Origin of the sequence: Leclercia sp. J807 (genome assembly GCF_009734465.1) — a bacterium.
Classification (GTDB): Bacteria; Pseudomonadota; Gammaproteobacteria; order Enterobacterales; family Enterobacteriaceae; genus Enterobacter.
The window spans coordinates 2,410,410-2,427,705 of record NZ_CP046446.1 but is presented as its reverse complement, the minus strand read 5'-3'; the positions used below and the strand labels follow the sequence as shown (position 1 = coordinate 2,427,705).

Here is a 17,296-nt window from a genome sequence, read left to right as displayed (position 1 = left end):
ATGACCTACGCAGTAGAGTTTAACGATGTCTCCCGCCTGTATGGCGACGTGCGTGCGGTGGATGGAGTAACGATCCGGATCCGTGACGGGGAGTTTTTCTCCATGCTGGGGCCTTCGGGCTCCGGCAAAACCACCTGCCTGCGCCTGATTGCCGGTTTCGAACAGCTGAGCGGCGGCGCTATATCTATCTTTGGCAAAGACGCCAGCGAACTCCCTCCGTGGGAGCGCGACGTCAATACCGTCTTTCAGGACTATGCCCTGTTTCCCCATATGAACATCCTCGAGAACGTGGCCTACGGGCTGATGGTGAAGGGGATCAACAAGTCTACCCGCCAGGCTCAGGCCCGCGAGGCGCTGGAGAAGGTCGGCCTCAGTTTTGCCGAAGCGCGCAAGCCATCCCAGCTCTCCGGCGGCCAGCGTCAGCGGGTGGCGATTGCCCGGGCGCTGGTCAATCAACCCCGTGTTCTGCTGCTGGACGAACCCCTCGGTGCGCTCGATCTCAAGCTGCGGGAGCAGATGCAGTTTGAGCTAAAAAAACTGCAGCAGGAGCTGGGGATCACCTTTATTTTCGTCACCCACGATCAGGGGGAAGCACTGTCGATGTCCGACCGGGTGGCGGTCTTTAACAACGGGCGAATCGAGCAGGTGGATACCCCGCGGGAGCTCTATCTGCGTCCACGCACCCCGTTCGTCGCCAGCTTCGTTGGCACCTCGAACGTCTTTACCGATACCACCGCCCGGCGCGTCTGCGGCATGACCGGTAGCTACTCCCTGCGCCCGGAGCATATTCGTCTGGACGGGCAGGGTGAAATCCAGGTGCAGGGCCAGGTGCAGGCGGTGCAGTTTCAGGGGGCGGCGACCCGTTACGAGCTGCGGCTTGCCGAGGGGGAGAAACTGCTGGTGAGCCAGGCCAACCTGACCGGCTCCGCGCTGGCCCCGGGGGTTGAGGCCGGACAGCAGGTGACCGCCTCGTGGGCGCGCGACGCTATGGTGCCGCTGCATGAGGAGAGGTGAAATGGATATGAGCGTTTCGCCGCCACCAGCTTCGCACGGCCTGCCGGGGCGTCTGTCGGCGCTGTTCTGGCGCAGGCCGTCGCTGGGGCTGTTTTTACTCCTGCTCGGGCCGCTGATGTGGTTTGGCATTGTCTATCTCGGGTCGCTGTTCACCCTGCTGTGGCAGGGGTTCTACACCTTCGATGACTTCACCATGGCGGTTACGCCGAATCTGACCTTCGCCAACATCCGCGCGCTGTTTAATCCTGCCAACTACGACATCATCCTGCGTACCCTGACGATGGCGATTGCTGTCACCATCGGCAGTGCGATTCTGGCCTTCCCGATGGCCTGGTATATGGCGCGCTACACCCACGGAAAGTGGAAAGCCTTCTTCTATATCGCGGTGATGCTACCGATGTGGGCCAGCTATATCGTTAAGGCTTACGCCTGGACGCTGCTGCTGGCAAAAGATGGCGTGGCGCAGTGGTTTCTCAGCCATATGGGGCTGGAGCCGCTGCTCACCTCGCTGTTGTCGGTGCCGGGGGTAGGAGGCAGTACGCTCTCCACCTCCGGGTTGGGACGCTTTCTGGTGTTCGTCTATATCTGGCTGCCGTTTATGATCCTGCCGGTGCAGGCGGCGCTTGAGCGTCTGCCGCCGTCACTGCTGCAGGCCTCTGCCGATCTCGGCGCCCGGCCGCGGCAGACCTTCCGCTATGTCGTGCTGCCCCTGGCGATCCCGGGCATCGCTGCCGGGTCGATCTTCACCTTCTCCCTGACGCTGGGCGACTTCATCGTGCCGCAACTGGTGGGGCCGCCGGGCTACTTTATTGGGCAGATGGTTTACTCCCAGCAGGGGGCGATTGGCAATATGCCTATGGCGGCGGCCTTTACGCTGGTGCCGATTGTTCTCATTACTCTCTATCTGGCGTTCGTGAAGCGCCTGGGAGCGTTTGATGCACTCTGAACGCGCACCGCTGTTTCTGAAAATCGCCACCTGGGGCGGGGTGATCTTCCTGCACTTTCCACTGCTGATTATTGCCATCTATGCTTTTAATACCGAGGACGCGGCCTTCAGTTTTCCGCCACAGGGGCTGACGCTGAAGTGGTTCAGTGCCGCGGCGACGCGCAGCGACATTATTGAAGCCGTGACGTTGTCACTTAAAATCGCGGCTTTGTCGACGGCCATTGCGCTGGTGCTGGGCACCCTGGCAGCCGCGGCGTTATGGCGGCGGGAGTTCTTTGGCAAGAACGCGGTATCGCTGATGCTGATCCTGCCCATCGCCCTGCCGGGGATCATCACCGGTCTGGCGCTCCTGACGGCGTTCAAGACCATCAATCTGGAGCCCGGTTTCTTTACCATCATTCTCGGTCACGCCACATTCTGCGTGGTGGTGGTGTTCAATAATGTGATTGCCCGTTTCCGGCGCACCTCCTGGAGCCTGGTTGAAGCCTCGATGGATTTAGGCGCCAACGGCTGGCAAACCTTCCGCTACGTGGTGCTGCCCAATCTGGGGTCGGCGCTGCTGGCGGGGGGCATGCTGGCGTTCGCCCTGTCGTTCGATGAGATTATCGTGACGACCTTTACCGCCGGACATGAGCGCACGTTACCGCTGTGGCTGTTAAACCAGCTTGGGCGTCCGCGCGATGTACCGGTAACAAACGTGGTGGCACTGCTGGTTATGCTGGTGACTGCCATTCCCATTCTGGGGGCCTGGTGGCTGACCCGCGACGGCGAAAACGTAGCCGGAAGCGGGAAATAACCTTGACTGAAACAGGACAAAGCTATGCAAACTCAACTGCTGATTAATGGTGAACTGGTCAACGGCGAAGGGGAAAAGCAGCCGGTCTATAACCCTGCCACCGGTGAGGTGCTGCTGGAGATCGCCGAGGCTTCTCCCGCCCAGGTGGACGCAGCCGTGCAGGCCGCGGACCGCGCGTTTGCCAGCTGGGGGCGGACCACGCCGAAAAGCCGCGCCGAATGCCTGCTGAAACTGGCGGACACCATCGACGCTCAGGCCGACACCTTAGCCCGGCTGGAGTCGCAGAACTGCGGCAAACCGCTGCACTGCGTGAGGGGGGATGAAATTCCGGCGATTGCCGACGTGTTCCGCTTCTTTGCCGGGGCGGCGCGTACCCTGCACGGTTCGGCGGCAGGGGAATATCTGGAAGGGCACACCTCCATGATCCGCCGCGACCCGGTTGGCGTTGTCGCCTCGATTGCGCCATGGAACTATCCCCTGATGATGGCGGCGTGGAAGCTGGCCCCTGCGCTGGCGGCCGGTAACTGCGTGGTGCTCAAACCGTCTGAAATCACGCCGCTCACCGCCCTCAAGCTGGCAGAGCTGGCAAAAGATATCTTCCCGGCCGGGGTCATTAACGTGCTGTTTGGCCGGGGTAAAACCGTGGGCGACCCGCTGACCGGGCACGAAAAGGTGCGCATGGTGTCGCTCACCGGCTCTATCGCCACCGGCGAACATATCATCGGCCATACCGCCTCGACGATTAAGCGCACCCATATGGAGCTGGGCGGAAAAGCGCCGGTGATTGTCTTTGATGATGCCGATCTCGACGCGGTGGTGGAGGGGGTTCGTACCTTCGGCTTCTACAACGCCGGGCAGGACTGTACCGCAGCCTGTCGTATCTACGCCCAAAAAGGGATATACGCCGCGCTGGTGGAAAAACTGGGGGCCGCGGTCGCCAGCCTGAAGATCGGCGATCCGAATGACGAGAGCACCGAGCTGGGTCCGTTAAGCTCCCAGGCGCATCTCGACCGGGTGTGCAAAGCGGTGGATGAGGCGAAAGCCCTGGGACATGTACAGGTGATCACCGGCGGCAGCAAGCACGACGGTAAAGGTTACTGGTTCCAGCCCACCGTGCTGGCAGGGGCGAGGCAGGAAGATGCCATCGTCCAGCGGGAGGTGTTTGGTCCGGTGGTGAGCGTGACTTCATTTGACGACGAAGAGGAGGTACTGAACTGGGCCAACGATTCGCAGTACGGGCTGGCCTCTTCCGTGTGGACCCAGGATGTGGGCCGCGCGCACCGCGTCAGCGCCCATCTCCAGTACGGCTGCACCTGGGTGAATACCCACTTTATGCTGGTGAGCGAAATGCCCCACGGCGGGATGAAAATGTCGGGCTACGGCAAGGATATGTCGGTGTATGGTCTGGAAGATTATACCGTGGTTCGTCATATCATGTTTAAGCACTGATCTGTGCCCAGCGCCGGTTGCGGCACGGCAACCGGCGCGTAATAATATATTTTATTGAATACATTAACTTAGAAATATATTTTGCTGCCCCTTATCCCAGGCGGAAAATATATCGTTTGGTTTTATAAAATATTTCCTAAATAAAATTTTGAGCGGGCCGATAGAGTAGTCAGACCAGACAAACGGCCCTGTTCATCATGCTTGCAATTAATCATAACGAGATTGCCGGGCTCTCGCTTAAGTCCCGGAAAGCAAACACGACGATGCTTTCTCAAACCATTGAACGCCTGTCATCCGGCTTGCGTATCAATAGCGCGAAGGATGACGCGGCCGGGCAGGCTATTGCCAACCGGATGTTTTCAAATATCAATGCGGATAGCGTTATCTCCGGCGGGCTCGATGACGCCATAAGCCTGGCGCAGACGGCGGAAGGGAGCCTGAGCGATATCGGGAATATGCTGATTAAAGCCAAAAGTCTCGCTATCCAGGCGGCGAACGGCACCCTGTCGCCGTCTGACCGGGAGAGTATCAACCAGGAGTATCAGCAGATCCTGGCGACCATTACTCAGGTCTCGGAGCAGACTGAGATCTTCGGTCAATATCCGCTGGCGACCGATAAGCCGGTATTACCGCCGCAATTAATCGGCGATGTACCGCCGTTAAACAACAAATTCCCGGTAGCCGGAACCGATTATTCATTCAGCTCTGGAATTATCCCGCTGGCCTATATTCCGGCCGGATCGAAGAATATCACCATTACCATTGATTCGCTGGGTCTGGATGACGATCTGCAATTATTTACCCGGGATGGAAAACATCTCGCCGGGACGCCTTTATCTGGCCCTGATGCGGATTATACCTGGGTCAGCCGCGGCATCACCGATGGCACTAAAGCCACCGCATCGGTACTGACGGCCAAAAATGGTTTCAGCAGCGGGGCGGTTTATGACGATAGCCAACTGATTGAGGGCGGCCCGAGCTGGAGCCCCAGCGGGGAATCGCTCAACTATAACGGGATGACCATTACCTACAGCGGGGATGGCGATCGCTATGAAGATAAAGCGATTGGCGCCTGGAACGACGGGGCTAACGGTTCGAACCGCATTGAACGCATGACGCTGGATACCGTCACTGAAGATCTGCTCGTGATGGTGGTGGGGAGCGGCTCCTTTACCAGCAACATTACCTGGGGAACCTTGCCGACGCCGACAATTACCCCGGCGGTTCCGCCGAAGCAGAGCCGTCCTATAGAGGTGGTGACCAGCGCCAATTTTGGGGAGCAGATGCAAACCACCACCATCGAGCCGACCCCGACGGATTTAAAGACGCTGCAGCTGGAAAATAGCGATATGGCCTCCGAGGCGGGGGCCAAAAAATGTATGGGATTACTGGATGCCGCGCTGGAGAAAGTGAGCAGCTATCGGGGGCAGTACGGCGCGATGATGAACCGGTTTGAATCCAGCAAAGCGGTGCTCTCACAGCAGGGCGTGGCGATGCAGGCCGCCCGCAGTCGCATCCAGGATGCCGACTATGCCGCCGAGGCCAGCCAGCTTGCCCGGGCGCAGATCCTGGAGCAGAGCCAGAATGCGGCCCTGAAAATGGCGAATCAGGTGCCGCAAACGGTGCTTGAACTGCTCAAAATGTAAGAAGGGAGCGGCGCGGTAATCTACCAGCCGCACACCTCGTGCTCGTTTTCCGTGTCGTAGGCGCGCACGGTGTTCACCAGCTCTTTCACCACGTCGGCAGCGACATCCGGGACGAGCAGCTCCATGGGGGCATCCGTCTCGTAATCCACCGACACCCCATTGCTGTTATTGGTGACGGTAACGGTATACGTTGCTTTGCCCATGATGCTACTCCTTGTGAGTATTAACAACTTTACCCAGACCTGCGCCATTCAGCGTCACCTCGGGATCGGCAAAAAAGTCGATATTGAACACGGTGTCCTCGGTCATGAGTTCAATTCGATGCCATTTTTGCGGCGGAGAAATACCAAAGCTGCCGGCTTCAATCAACAGCTCCATATCAGGTTCGGTGGCGTCGCCGTCCGGAAATCCAAAGTATTTTACGGCGCCCTGCATCACGGACAGACGGCCATAGACCCCCGCTTTGGTGTTGTGATGGGTGAAAAGCGCGGCGGGTGCAGTCTCTTTAGTCCAGAAAGGAGTGGCACGGGTATGCACAAAATTGGCAGGAATACGTAACATCGTTAGCTCCTCAGGCGTGAGAACGCCCGGCAAATTTTAGAACCTCGGGTTCAACAAAAAAATCGATATTAAAGAGGGTATCGTCACTCATCAGCTCGATGTGATGCCAGCGTTCAGGCGGGAAAACAGCAAAATGGCCGCTTTCAATAATCAACGTGGTGTCCGGGTCGGGTGACGTTTCATCGGCATAACCCAGATAACGCACTGCACCTTGCATCACGCTAAGACGCGGATAGACGCCGGGACGGGTGCCGGTATCGAGATGACGCTTAAAAATGGCCGGCGGGGCAGTCTCTTTGTTCCAGAACGGTGTGGAACGGGTGTGAATACAGTGTTGCGGAATACGCAGCATAACGTCCTCCGTGTGGATGAGGTCATTACAGCTCGGGTGATGGCTATTTTGTATCATAAATTGCATTTTAAATGCAACTTTAAAAGGGGTTCTTTTTCCAGGCTATACTTATCTACGTCGAAGGCCACAAAGGAGAGTCTGATGCTACAAGTTGATAAAGACAAATCCCGGAAAGTACCCGATTCGGGTAACAAAAAGCCTCAACCGGTTAAGAAGTAGAACCGGACTTCCAGGGCCGCAAAATGCGGTCCTGGTCAGCGTTTGTCCCGCCAGCTCCCGCCAAAAAGTTGTAGCAAGATATACCTAACTGTTATTACCACGCAAAAACTGTGGATAATGTGTAACAAAAATACTTGATCCATATCAACATATGTCGCATATTGCGCGCGGTTATTGAACAGCACATTGGGTATTTGAAATGACGTTGTATCAAAAGATGTTAATGTTTTACGCCGTCATGGCGGCCATCAGCGCGCTTATCACCTGGTTTCTCTCTAAAGATCGCAAACGTATCCGCTTCCTGAGCGCCTTTCTGGTGGGCTCCACCTGGCCGATGAGTTTTCCGGTTGCGCTGCTGATTTCGCTTTTCTGACAACGCACTCCCGTTTTACGTTACGGCGATAGCATTCCTCTGTGATGAACTGTATAAATACACAGTCATCTGAAAAGGAGTGCTTATGAACAGCTTTTATTCGCAACAGGCCCGTTGCCTGGTGCGTTGGCAGGAACTGCCCGGGAAGGGAGAACCGCTGGTCTTCATCCACGGTCTCGGCTGCGCCTCTTCCTACGAGTATCCCCGGATAGTTTGCGACCCTCAGTTCGGCTCCCGCCGGGCTATTCTTATCGATCTCCCCGGTAGTGGTTACAGTGATAAACCGGAAGCTTATACCTATCAGACCTCAGCGCAGGCGCAGGTGGTCATCGAACTGCTTAACCATTTAGCCCTAACCTCATTCTGGTTGTATGGCCACAGCATGGGCGGCAGCATAGCAATAGAAACGGCTGAACTGGCCGGGGATCGGCTGTCAGGATTGATTGTGTCTGAACCCAATTTTCATGCTGGCGGGGGCATGTTCAGCCGGGGTATCGCCGCTCAGACGGAGGAGGAGTTTGTCAGTTCCGGTTATCAGGCCATGCTGTCGGCGGAAACCTCACCCTGGAAGGGTTGCCTGCAAAGCACTGCCCCCTGGGCAGTGTGGCGCGGAGCAACGAGCCTGGTTAAAGGGGTACAGCCCAGCTGGAGCGAGCGCTATTTGCAGCTGAGTTGCCCGATATGGCTGATTTTTGGCGAGCTTTCGCTGCCGAATACCGATCTGGATGAGATGCGCCAGCAGGGTGTCGCAGTGAAAATGATCCCTGATGCTGGACATTCGATGTCGTGGGAGAACCCGTCAGCGCTGGCGAAGGCGTTGTTCGACTGTATGCATCAGGAATAGCGATCCGTCTATGACGAGCCGCAGGGTAGCAGGGTAGTTCCATCAAACGTCTGTTTCAGACTAACAAGATCTGCAACGCTCTGCGATCGTCATGGGTAATATCATGCGGCTGCTCTCCCAGACGGGTTAAGCGTGGCGCAGTGCTGTTAACCACTGTTTGTAGGCCGGGCAAACGCAGTGCCGCCCGGCGCAACACTGCCGGGTGGCGGCTTCGCCTTACCCGGCCTACAAAACCCGACACGAATGTTAAAGCAATTAAATAACCCATTGATAATAAAAGGCTTGCAGCGGCTCCCTGGTCCGGCTGAAAATCGCCGAAGCGTTTCCGTAAGGCCGGGGCGAGGCGCAGGGACGCGCCGAGAGGGCATAGCCTGCAGGGATGCAGGCTGGTGCCCGACCCGAAAGCCTGAAGGAATAAGCTGAGGGCCACCGCGAAGCGGCGATTTTCTTTGCCGGGAGCCGGGATTGTTAAGGGGGCGGCGATAGCCCCCTTAACACGTTCACGGGTGACGCGGTTTACAGAGAAGCAGCGAACGCAAGGTGAACGGAACCACCTCCACTGCCGTATGTTCCCCTCAGCCCACCGAAAGAGGCCTGGAGTGAGGGGGTACAGACCGCTCCTGCCCCCTGTGTTACCGGATAAAAGGCTTGTACCGTATCAGGCGAGCAAAGCCTGCAACGCTCTGCGATCGTCATGGGTAATATCATGTGGATGCTGATACCCGATGTTATCAATCGCCTGGGTATAGAGCGCCACTAGCCAGTCATAGACATAGGCCGTGGCTGCATGCACCGGCTGCTCTCCCAGACGGGTCAAGCGTGGCGCAGTGCTGTTAACCACAGGCGTGACAAACACCGGCTGCCCTTTGCGGATGCGGCTGGCCGGGCGGGCGGAAGCCGGCGTCTGAGCATAGCCTACCCATCCCACAAAATTGCCGAGTGCGGCATGCAGCTGTGCAGCGCTGCTTTTATCGGTATCAACAATCTTTTTCAGCTGCGCCAGCAGGTTCAGACGGTAGCTGGCAATCACCAGCACATCGCCAATCTGCTGCAGGATCGCGGTATCCAGCCCCAGACGGCTGGCGACGGCTTCATCCCGGCTCCACTGGCGCAGATGGTTGATCCACACCTGATGGGCCAGACGGGCTTTGTCCGTCGGCTGCAACATTTCATCGCTATCCTGGGTGCTGTCGGCAAACAGGTCGATGGCATCGGTAAACAGGCCGTTGACCTGCTCTTCGCGCGGCTGCTGCACGGCGAGCAGCGTTTCAAAGGCGCGCAGCGGCGGGAGTAATCCCTCCAGCAGCTCGCCGTGACGGGCGGCGCTCCCCTGCAGGGCACGCACCATCGCTTCGGCGGTGCTTCGCTGGGCGTCAGGCTCCTGAGTCAGCGGGGCCAGATACCCCCGCATCAGCTGATGCAGTTCCCGCTGATGCTGCTGGCGTAATCCCTGCAAACGCGTCTCGCGCTGGGCGGGCAGCGTCGCCTGGGATAACCACTCAATCACCCGCTGCATACTGCTGCTGTCCAGCGCCTGCAACGTTCCCCAGTGCTGGCCGGGTTTGCCGAGCAGCTGTTGCACCGCTTCGTCGAGATTGGAACGGCGGGTAAAGCGCGCGTCCTGGGGCGTAATCGCCCATACCAGCCCTGGCAGGGCGGCATCGTCGCCCGGCTGGGTCGCTTTCACCCAGTTAAGCAACATTTTCGCGGTGCGGGCGGTCTGGCCGTGATGGGCGGTGGCATTGCAGATCACCAGGACATCCGGCTGCAGCTGCTGGCGATAGTGCTCCAGCAGCCACTGCAGTTTCGCCTGGGCCAGCGGTGAATCGGGCTGCGCGGACGGGGCCGGAATATCAATAATATCCACTCCGGCCAGCGCGCTATTTTCTACCGGCAGGATCAGCTCCCGGGTGAGCAGGGCCAGCACATCCAGCGGGATGCTGATGGCGTTAAGCAGCTCGCCGTTGTGCAGCGGGTGCAGTACCGCCTGCTGGACCTCCGGCAGGGCGATATCGCCCCGGGTGAGGAACCCTTCGGTCGGCAGGCCAAAATTATCCACCAGCAGGCTCAGCGGCGCCGCCAGCGCCTGGGCGTGGCTGGTCTGGTGCAGAATCTGCGCCAGCTTGAGCCACTGCTGGGTCAGCTCCTGCTGTTCGCCCCACAGTAAGGACCAGACGCTTGCGCGACTACTCAGATCCAGCGACGGCAGCAGCAGGGCAAACTGGTGCCACAGGGCATCGTCCATCTGCTGGGCGGCGGCGGGCACCGTGTCGCGCCAGTAGCGGGCGATAGTGCCGACGTCGGCGGCGGTGATCCCCGGTACGCTCTGAGGCTGGCGCAGGGCGCGCCATTTCTCCAGACGCGCCTCGATAACGGATTTATCCACCGCCGGGAGCGTGGCGCGGGCCAGAAACACCTGCACCAGTTCAGCTTCGGTGAGCAGGCTCAGGCGCAGCGGAAACGCGTCATCGGCCACCTCCGTTGCGGTGGGGGTAAAGCGCAGCGCCATGTTGGTCAGGGCGTGGCCGGGATTGATGTGTGAAAAATAGTCAAAGGTTCGCTGGCCGACAATCACGTTCATCCGCTGATTGTCGCTGCCGCACAGGGTGGCGAGCAGATGGGCTTTTGCCGCCTGGGAGTGACCATATAACCCGATGGTGCTCCCGGCGCTCAGCGCCCGCTGAATGGCCTTTTCCCGCGCGTCGGCCACCGCCAGTCTCGCCAGCAGGGCATCGGCGTCATTGTCGAGGAGCGGGGCGTGCTGACGCGTTGCGTTGATCCACCCGATTAATGCCTGAGTCGTGGTCGTCGTGGCTCTCATTTCAGGTATACGCTCCCGCTGTCGATCCAGTAATGGCTACCGCTGTGTCGGCGATCGGCCAGAGTATTCAGTTTAAAAGTCAGGGCATCGGCCGGGACCGGCGTACCGTCCTGCAGCCAGGCATCGCTTAGCTCAAAGGCTTCCGGGCCATCCTGTTTATTACCGCCGCAGAGCTTCAGGCGCACGTTAAGCACCCCGTCTCCGGCAATGGATTTCGCCAGCTCCGCCGAGTTAATGCTCAGGGTATAGAGCGGGGTGGCAGGCCAACGGGCATTCGCCAGCTGACGGAAGCCCAGCGTCACGTTGCCGCGCAGCGGGAAGTGCAGGCGGGTATCCAGCTTCGCCCCCGGCTTGTCCAGGTCGATATCCTGATACCAGACGTTCTCCTCGCGCAGGGTATTTACCGTGTTATCCAGCACCCCGAGGTAGCGCACCGTCGAATAAGCGCCGATATCCGCCGCCTTAAAGTTAAAGCGCGGCAGGCGCAGATCCAGCGCCAGGCTACAGAGCATCGCCCCGACCGCCGCGGTGGATTTCGGATTGCCGATGCGCCCCTGCTGGCTGAACGGATACCACTCATGCACCCGGTATTTGTCCAGCCACACCATCCGGCTGACCGGCACCGGCTGCAGATGGCGGATCAGCGCCTGAACGCCAGGCAGACAGCCCGGACGCCCGGTGATCAGCAGAATATCGCAGGCGTAATGGGAGATCGCCTCTGCCACTGCATGCAGCGGTGCCGCCAGGGTAAAGTGTCCGGCCAGCATCGCGTCCTGCATTTCGCGGAAGTTAACGTGCAGCGGGACGGCAAACAGGTCGAACGGTGCCGACCCGGCTGGCAGGGCGTGTTCGATAGCCTGCTGCAGATAGTTCATCACGTTGCGCGTCGGCTTGCGGGTCAGCAGATCGCCAAAGGTGGCGTGCAGTCCGTCGAGGGGATCGTCAACGTCGCTGGCTTCCCAGGCGGCGAGGATCGCATGACCAATCGGCATAAACAGCTGTAAAGCCGTCTGCTGGCGCAGCACTGCCTGGGTGTCGATGCGCCCGGAGTCGCCAAACAGCGAGGCCATCAGCTGAGAGGCGTCGGCAATGCCCGATTTCTGCAGCTGGGTTTGCAGGGCGGGCAGCACGTAACGCTGGATCACATCCAGCAGGGTGTCATCGCCCGCCACCTTAAAGCCTTCGCGGAACAGCAGCTGCGGGGTGATCTTGACGTTGCTGCCTGAGCCATCGTCGAGCTGGTAATGGGTGATGGCCATATCGGTGGTGCCGCCGCCGATATCAATCGAGGCGACGCGCAGCGCCCGGCCCGGCTGACAGCCCGGCTCCGGCTCGCGATCCGGGCGGGCAAGGGCGGCGAAAAAGGCTTCGGTCTGACCGTTGTAATGGGAGATGGCCTCGTTATAGAGCCACACTAACTGGCCGCAGCTGGCCTCATCCCACTCCATCTGGATCTCCGGCACCGGCACCACGCTTTTCTCCTGCTGTTTACGGCTGGAGAAGTCCTCATCCTGCGGGTGCCAGCCCATCGCTTTCCAGACGATGGCGATGGCTTCAAACATACGGCGGCGGAAGATCTCGCGCTCCTGCTTTGGCATTGCCGACGGCAGGGTGAGGATCAGGGTGCGCAGCTGACGCGGCGAAGCCGGGAAGCCAAGACGCAGACGGGTCGCCACGCTGTTGATCTGCCCCAGCGCCTGCGCCAGCAGCTCGCAGAGCATGTGGGTCATCAGGGTGCTGCGGCTGTACTGCGGCGAGAAGACCGGCAGACGTTCATCCTGCGGCAGGGTGAACAGCGGCTGGCCGTCATCGTTCATCAGGTTCATCAGCGGGAAGGCGGTCGCCAGCGGTTCGCGCTGGGTTTTGCTGTTCATCTGGCTGAAACGCCAGTCCTGTACCACCGGGGTTTCATCCCACAGATAGCGGCGCGGGCTGGAGATACCGCTGTTGCCTTCGGTGCCCAGTCGCTGGGTCGCCAGCTTGCGCGCTTCGTCGCCCACGCGCACGATAGAGGGCCAGACAAAGGCGTCTTCGCGGCCGCTCTCCACCGAGAAGTGCTGCTTGCCGAAGCGGGCTTCGGAAAACTCCAGACGGCTGGTAAACAGCGGCTCGTTCAGGAACTGCGGTTCGCTCAGGGAGCGTACCTGTAGCTCGGCGGTCTGGCGCAGGCCGTCGTTGGCGTCGCCGTGGTCTTCAATGATCACGCCGCAGGTGTGGGTGTTCCCCACATCCAGAATCAGGTCCACAGGGATCGCCGGGGTGCTGAGGGTATGGGTGACAAATTTGACTTCCGGCACCGTGAGCTGTTCCCCCAGCATCGCCAGAATGTTCAGCCAGTGCGCCTGGTACTCAAAGTTACGCATCGCCAGCTGGAGCTCGCGCTCGGCGCGGTTCTCCACGCCGGTGGCGTACTGGGTGAAGGCTTCCCGCAGCCAGCCGTCAATCCAGGTCTGGTCGAGGAAGTTCGCCACCTCGTCGTCGCGCCAGGCCAGCGCGAAACGGGTGCCGTTGAGAATGTCGTTCTCCACCGGCGACAGGGCGCTGGTGGCGTGGGCGGCGATCTGGCTGTCCAGCGCCAGAGTCACGCGGTGGCTGTTTCCGGCGTTATCCGGGGTCTCCAGCTTACGCACCTGCACGCGGGCCCAGTTGTCCGGGCCTTCAACGAAGGTGCGCGGCGGGTTAAAGCGCAGGAACGGCACCGGGAGCCAGACACCGTCGAGCACCGCCAGCGACTGCTGAAGCGGAATGGTGCTTTCGGGTTTCACCACTTCCGGCTGTCCGCCGTTGGTGGCGGGCAGGGTATAGCGGCCATTTACCAGATCGAAATCGAGGCGCAGCAGGGGGCCGTTGGCGGTTTTACGCACAAACCGTCCGCTCTGGGCGGAGTCCTGCGGCGTCAGGCCAAAATCAAGAAACTGTACGCCGCTGTTCGCAATCAGCGTGACGCTCTGTTTGTAGTCGCAAAGGTTTACCAGCATAGGCTCACGCACCTGCCTTCCTGAATGTCAATGGAACCACGGTCTTCGCGTCGTAGCGCGCGCTGCATTCCGCCACATCACTGGTGCCGGCCTTACAGGTAATTTCCGGCATCGGGTAGCGCGAGCCGTCAGCGCAGCGGGCGTGGCCCCGGGATTTGATCAGCAGCTCACCGTTGCTGTGCAGCCCGGAGAAGACCGCCACGCGGCAGACTACGTTGTCACCGTGCACCACGCGGGCAGAGCCTTTATTGTTCTGGATTTGATAGCGCAGTGAAGGCGGCTTGCCGGTGATCGGATCGGTGACATCCAGCATGACCCGCCAGCTACCGTTGAGGAAACGGGTTGAACCGGCTTTCACCTGGCCCGCGTCCATGACCAGCGCGTCTTTCGGGATGGCGGCAATCACCACCGGTTCCGCAGGGGCTGGCTCTTCGGCTTTAACGGCCACCACTTCAGCCTGATGCAGCGGCAGATTCAGTGGCAGAGGCTCAACCGCGGCAACGGATTTGGGCTCAATCGCCACCGGGGCAGCAACAGCGGTTTTGACCGGCTCGGCGACAGGTGCCTGTTTCGGCCACAGCAGCGGGGCGGCAACGGCGGCCACCACCACGGCGGCAACCGGCAGCGGCCACAGCGGAACGCGACGTTTTTTCGCCTGCACCACCGGCGCGGCAGGCTCCGGTTTTGGCTCTGGCTCGCTGGCGCTTATCACCGGCGCGGGCTGCGCTTCGTAGAGGTCATTGGCGGTGATCTTCACCGTCGCCGGGGCAGCAACCAGCGGTTCATCGGCTTTTTCGAAGACGATGGCCGGGGCCGTTTCGGGCTCGGGTTCGGGCTCAGCCACTGGCGCGGGCATCGGGTCCGGCAGCAGGGAGGCGCGCAGGCAGTCGAGAATGTCATCCCGCGCGTTTTCATTGAGGTTCACAAAACCCCAGAAGGTGATCACCGGCTTGCCATCAACCAGGAAGAGGAAGTTTTCGCCGGGGAACTGAAACGCTTTGGAAAGCAGGGAACCAAACAGCTGCTGAGCGGTTTTTGGCGACTGAAGCGATTTTTTGCTCAGGGATTCGACACTCGACAGGGTGCCTTCCAGCAGGCGCAGCGCTCGAAAACGCGCATCTTCATCGGCGGCTTTCCAGCTTTTAACGGCGCCCTCAACCGGTGAGTACCAGTCCACCCGGTCGCCCTCATCATTGACCTGCGGAATGGCAAGGCAATCGACAATGGCTTGCTGTTTGCGCAGACGCAGCGCCTCACGGATTTGCAATGCTGATTCAAAAACGGCCTGTCCGCCGCCGCCAACGGCCTGAAAATCATCCAGATTGCCGCTGCGTAAAAGGGTTTTTGCCACGATTTGGTCCCATAGACTTTTTCACGCGTCTACTTTACGAAATCTGCCGGCAAACAAACGGCAGAAGAGACGGCAAAAGGGGCGATTTCTTGCAGCATTGCGGCGGTCGAAAGTGCTTGACGTTGAATGTACCTTAAGGCAAATCACCGTCTGGCGATTGGCGGGAAAATCAGCGGAAATAACTGCTTTAGAATAACCTGATAGTGTTTCGTTATTTGCCTGCGGGCAGGTGCTGTGCTGTTATTACCATTCTCTATAATAAAACCAAACAGGTAATAACCATGTCTACAGGGAAAACTCTCCTTGCGCTGGCGTTAAGCGCATTACTGCCAGCGGGTGCCGCTTGGGCGGCCAATAACGACACCATTATCTACTGCTCTGAAGCGTCACCGGAGTCGTTTAACCCGCAGATCGCCAGCTCCGGCCCGAGCTTTGTTGCCAGCTCACAGGTGCTCTATAACCGCCTGATTAACTTCGATCCGGTCAAAAATACCCCGGTGCCTTCACTGGCAGAATCCTGGACCATCTCGCCGGATGGCAAAACCTATACTTTTACCCTGCGCAAAGGGGTGAAGTTCAATAGCAACAAATTCTTTAAACCCACCCGCGATTTTAACGCCGATGACGTTATTTTCTCGGTGCTGCGACAGAAAGACCCTAACCATCCATACCACAACGTCTCTCAGGGCAACTACGAATACTTTAACGACGTCGGCCTGGATAAGCTGATCCAGGAGGTGAAGAAGATCGACGACAACCACGTGCAGTTTGTGCTGAGCGAACCGAACGCTGCCTTCCTCGCTGACTGGGGGATGGACTTTGCCTCGATCCTGTCGGCGGAATATGCCGACGCGATGCTGAAAAAAGGCACCCCGGAAAACGTCGATACCTGGCCGATCGGCACCGGACCGTACGTGCTCCAGCAATATAAGGTTGACTCCCTTATCCGCTATATCGCCAACCCGAACTACTGGGATGGCGCGGTGCCGACCAAACACCTGATCTTCTCCATCACCCCGAACGTTGAAACCCGCCTCGCCAAGCTGCAAACCAACGAGTGCCAGATTATTCCTGCGCCATCGCCGGTGCAGTTTGAGGTGATCAAGAAAAACAAGGATTTGACCCTGCACTCGGTGGATGCGGTGAACGTCGGCTATCTGGCGTTTAATACCGAGAAAAAACCGTTTGATAACGTGCTGGTGCGCCAGGCCCTGAACTACGCCACCGATAAAGAGGCCATTATCAACGCGGTGTTTATGGGCTCCGGCACGGTGGCAAAATCGCCGATCCCGCCGAATATGATGGGCTTTAATAAAGATTTGAAGGATTACAGCTACGATCCGGAAAAAGCGAAAGCGCTGCTGAAACAGGCGGGGCTGGAGCAGGGCGCGGAAGTGACGTTGTGGTCGATGCCGGTACAACGCCCGTACAACCCGAACTCGCGCCGCATCGCGGAGATGATCCAGAGCGACTGGGCAAAGGTGGGTGTTAAAGCGAAAATCGTCTCCTATGAGTGGGGCGAATACCTCTCCGGCATGCGTAAAGGCGAACACGACAGCGCCCTGTTTGGCTGGATGTCGGATAACGGCGACCCGGATAACTTTGCCGACGTGCTGCTGGGATGCGACAGCATCAAAACCGGCTCCAATGCTGCACGCTGGTGCGACAAGGGCTATGATGACCTGGTTCAGAAGGCGAAGCTCACCAGCGATCCCGCGGCGCGTGCGAAGCTCTACAGCCAGGCGCAGGAGATCTTCTATCAGCAGGCACCGTGGATTGCGCTGGCCAACGGCAAAACCTTCTTTGCTACCCGCAGCAATATTAGCGGATACAGCGTGAGCCTGATGGGAAGTGATTTCTCGAAGGCGAAAGTAAACTGACAGAGCGCCGGGTGGCGGCTTCGCCTTACCCGGCCTGTGTATGGCACCCGTAGGCCCGGCAGCGTA

General features: G+C 59.1%; 14 protein-coding genes. 8 read left to right on the top strand and 6 right to left on the bottom strand.

Features of this window, described 5'->3' with window-relative positions; genetic code table 11:
- The 5 genes from GNG26_RS11690 (at window position 1) to GNG26_RS11670 (ending at window position 5,851) form a co-directional block, all read left to right on the top strand.
- Complete coding sequence (locus GNG26_RS11690) at window positions 1-1,014, top strand: ABC transporter ATP-binding protein (RefSeq protein ID WP_156238860.1); 1,014 nt, start codon at window positions 1-3, stop codon at window positions 1,012-1,014.
- A gap of 1 nt (window position 1,015) precedes the next feature.
- Complete coding sequence (locus GNG26_RS11685; RefSeq protein ID WP_156238858.1) at window positions 1,016-1,960, top strand: ABC transporter permease; 945 nt, start codon at window positions 1,016-1,018, stop codon at window positions 1,958-1,960.
- Window positions 1,950-2,756, top strand: a complete 807-nt coding sequence (locus GNG26_RS11680; protein ID WP_103822054.1) for an ABC transporter permease — start codon at window positions 1,950-1,952, stop codon at window positions 2,754-2,756. The genes GNG26_RS11685 and GNG26_RS11680 overlap by 11 nt, the downstream gene beginning before the upstream one ends.
- Before the next feature lie 24 nt (window positions 2,757-2,780).
- A complete protein-coding gene (patD, locus tag GNG26_RS11675) occupies window positions 2,781-4,205 on the top strand; it encodes an aminobutyraldehyde dehydrogenase (RefSeq protein WP_156238857.1) in 1,425 nt (474 codons plus the stop codon).
- A gap of 197 nt (window positions 4,206-4,402) precedes the next feature.
- A complete protein-coding gene (locus GNG26_RS11670) occupies window positions 4,403-5,851 on the top strand; it encodes a flagellin (protein WP_156238855.1) in 1,449 nt (482 codons plus the stop codon).
- 20 nt (window positions 5,852-5,871) lie between these two features.
- On the opposite strand, the gene GNG26_RS11665 is transcribed toward GNG26_RS11670, so the two are convergent.
- From GNG26_RS11665 to GNG26_RS11655, 3 genes are read right to left on the bottom strand one after another with little or no spacing between them, the layout of a single operon-like run.
- Complete coding sequence (locus tag GNG26_RS11665) at window positions 5,872-6,054, bottom strand: DUF1869 domain-containing protein (protein WP_103179704.1); 183 nt, start codon at window positions 6,052-6,054, stop codon at window positions 5,872-5,874.
- A gap of 4 nt (window positions 6,055-6,058) precedes the next feature.
- Entirely contained in the window at window positions 6,059-6,412 is a 354-nt protein-coding gene (locus GNG26_RS11660; protein ID WP_103822051.1) for a DUF1971 domain-containing protein, read from the bottom strand.
- 10 nt (window positions 6,413-6,422) lie between these two features.
- Entirely contained in the window at window positions 6,423-6,764 is a 342-nt protein-coding gene (locus GNG26_RS11655) for a DUF1971 domain-containing protein (RefSeq protein ID WP_156238853.1), read from the bottom strand.
- A gap of 418 nt (window positions 6,765-7,182) precedes the next feature.
- Here GNG26_RS11655 and GNG26_RS11650 point away from each other — a divergent pair, with 418 nt between their 5' ends.
- Window positions 7,183-7,356 carry a GhoT/OrtT family toxin gene (locus GNG26_RS11650; protein ID WP_032610845.1) on the top strand — a complete coding sequence of 58 codons (174 nt, stop codon included), beginning with the start codon at window positions 7,183-7,185 and terminating at the stop codon, window positions 7,354-7,356.
- Window positions 7,357-7,441: 85 nt separating this feature from the next.
- Window positions 7,442-8,200: an alpha/beta fold hydrolase gene (locus GNG26_RS11645; RefSeq protein ID WP_156238851.1), complete on the top strand. Its 759-nt coding sequence runs from the start codon at window positions 7,442-7,444 to the stop codon at window positions 8,198-8,200.
- Window positions 8,201-8,858: 658 nt separating this feature from the next.
- On the opposite strand, the gene GNG26_RS11640 is transcribed toward GNG26_RS11645, so the two are convergent.
- Genes GNG26_RS11640 through GNG26_RS11630 form a run of 3 tightly spaced genes read right to left on the bottom strand, consistent with a single transcriptional unit; the run spans window position 8,859 to window position 15,350 of the window.
- The gene (locus GNG26_RS11640; RefSeq protein ID WP_156238849.1) at window positions 8,859-11,021 is read right to left on the bottom strand and encodes a virulence factor SrfC family protein; all 2,163 of its coding nucleotides are present in this window, start codon (window positions 11,019-11,021) and stop codon (window positions 8,859-8,861) included.
- On the bottom strand, window positions 11,018-13,999 hold the full coding sequence (locus tag GNG26_RS11635) for a virulence factor SrfB (protein WP_156240174.1): 2,982 nt from the start codon (window positions 13,997-13,999) through the stop codon (window positions 11,018-11,020). Before GNG26_RS11635 ends, GNG26_RS11640 begins: the two co-directional genes overlap by 4 nt.
- Window positions 14,000-14,003: 4 nt before the next feature.
- The gene (locus GNG26_RS11630) at window positions 14,004-15,350 is read right to left on the bottom strand and encodes an SrfA family protein (protein WP_156238847.1); all 1,347 of its coding nucleotides are present in this window, start codon (window positions 15,348-15,350) and stop codon (window positions 14,004-14,006) included.
- Window positions 15,351-15,631: 281 nt separating this feature from the next.
- Between GNG26_RS11630 and GNG26_RS11625 the strand changes: the two genes are divergently transcribed.
- Window positions 15,632-17,230, top strand: a complete 1,599-nt coding sequence (locus GNG26_RS11625) for an ABC transporter substrate-binding protein (RefSeq protein ID WP_156238845.1) — start codon at window positions 15,632-15,634, stop codon at window positions 17,228-17,230.
- Window positions 17,231-17,296 lie beyond the last annotated feature (66 nt).

Bases quoted from the DNA above. Each gene is read 5' to 3' on its own strand.
- GNG26_RS11670 (WP_156238855.1), top strand. From the start codon at position 4,403: ATGCTTGCAATTAATCATAACGAGATTGCCGGGCTCTCGCTTAAGTCC.
- GNG26_RS11685 (WP_156238858.1), top strand. From the start codon at position 1,016: ATGGATATGAGCGTTTCGCCGCCACCAGCTTCGCACGGCCTGCCGGGG.
- GNG26_RS11640 (WP_156238849.1), bottom strand. From the start codon at position 11,021: ATGAGAGCCACGACGACCACGACTCAGGCATTAATCGGGTGGATCAAC.
- GNG26_RS11650 (WP_032610845.1), top strand. From the start codon at position 7,183: ATGACGTTGTATCAAAAGATGTTAATGTTTTACGCCGTCATGGCGGCC.
- GNG26_RS11645 (WP_156238851.1), top strand. From the start codon at position 7,442: ATGAACAGCTTTTATTCGCAACAGGCCCGTTGCCTGGTGCGTTGGCAG.
- GNG26_RS11665 (WP_103179704.1), bottom strand. From the start codon at position 6,054: ATGGGCAAAGCAACGTATACCGTTACCGTCACCAATAACAGCAATGGG.
- GNG26_RS11660 (WP_103822051.1), bottom strand. From the start codon at position 6,412: ATGTTACGTATTCCTGCCAATTTTGTGCATACCCGTGCCACTCCTTTC.
- GNG26_RS11680 (WP_103822054.1), top strand. From the start codon at position 1,950: ATGCACTCTGAACGCGCACCGCTGTTTCTGAAAATCGCCACCTGGGGC.
- GNG26_RS11625 (WP_156238845.1), top strand. From the start codon at position 15,632: ATGTCTACAGGGAAAACTCTCCTTGCGCTGGCGTTAAGCGCATTACTG.
- GNG26_RS11635 (WP_156240174.1), bottom strand. From the start codon at position 13,999: ATGCTGGTAAACCTTTGCGACTACAAACAGAGCGTCACGCTGATTGCG.
- GNG26_RS11655 (WP_156238853.1), bottom strand. From the start codon at position 6,764: ATGCTGCGTATTCCGCAACACTGTATTCACACCCGTTCCACACCGTTC.
- patD (WP_156238857.1), top strand. From the start codon at position 2,781: ATGCAAACTCAACTGCTGATTAATGGTGAACTGGTCAACGGCGAAGGG.
- GNG26_RS11690 (WP_156238860.1), top strand. From the start codon at position 1: ATGACCTACGCAGTAGAGTTTAACGATGTCTCCCGCCTGTATGGCGAC.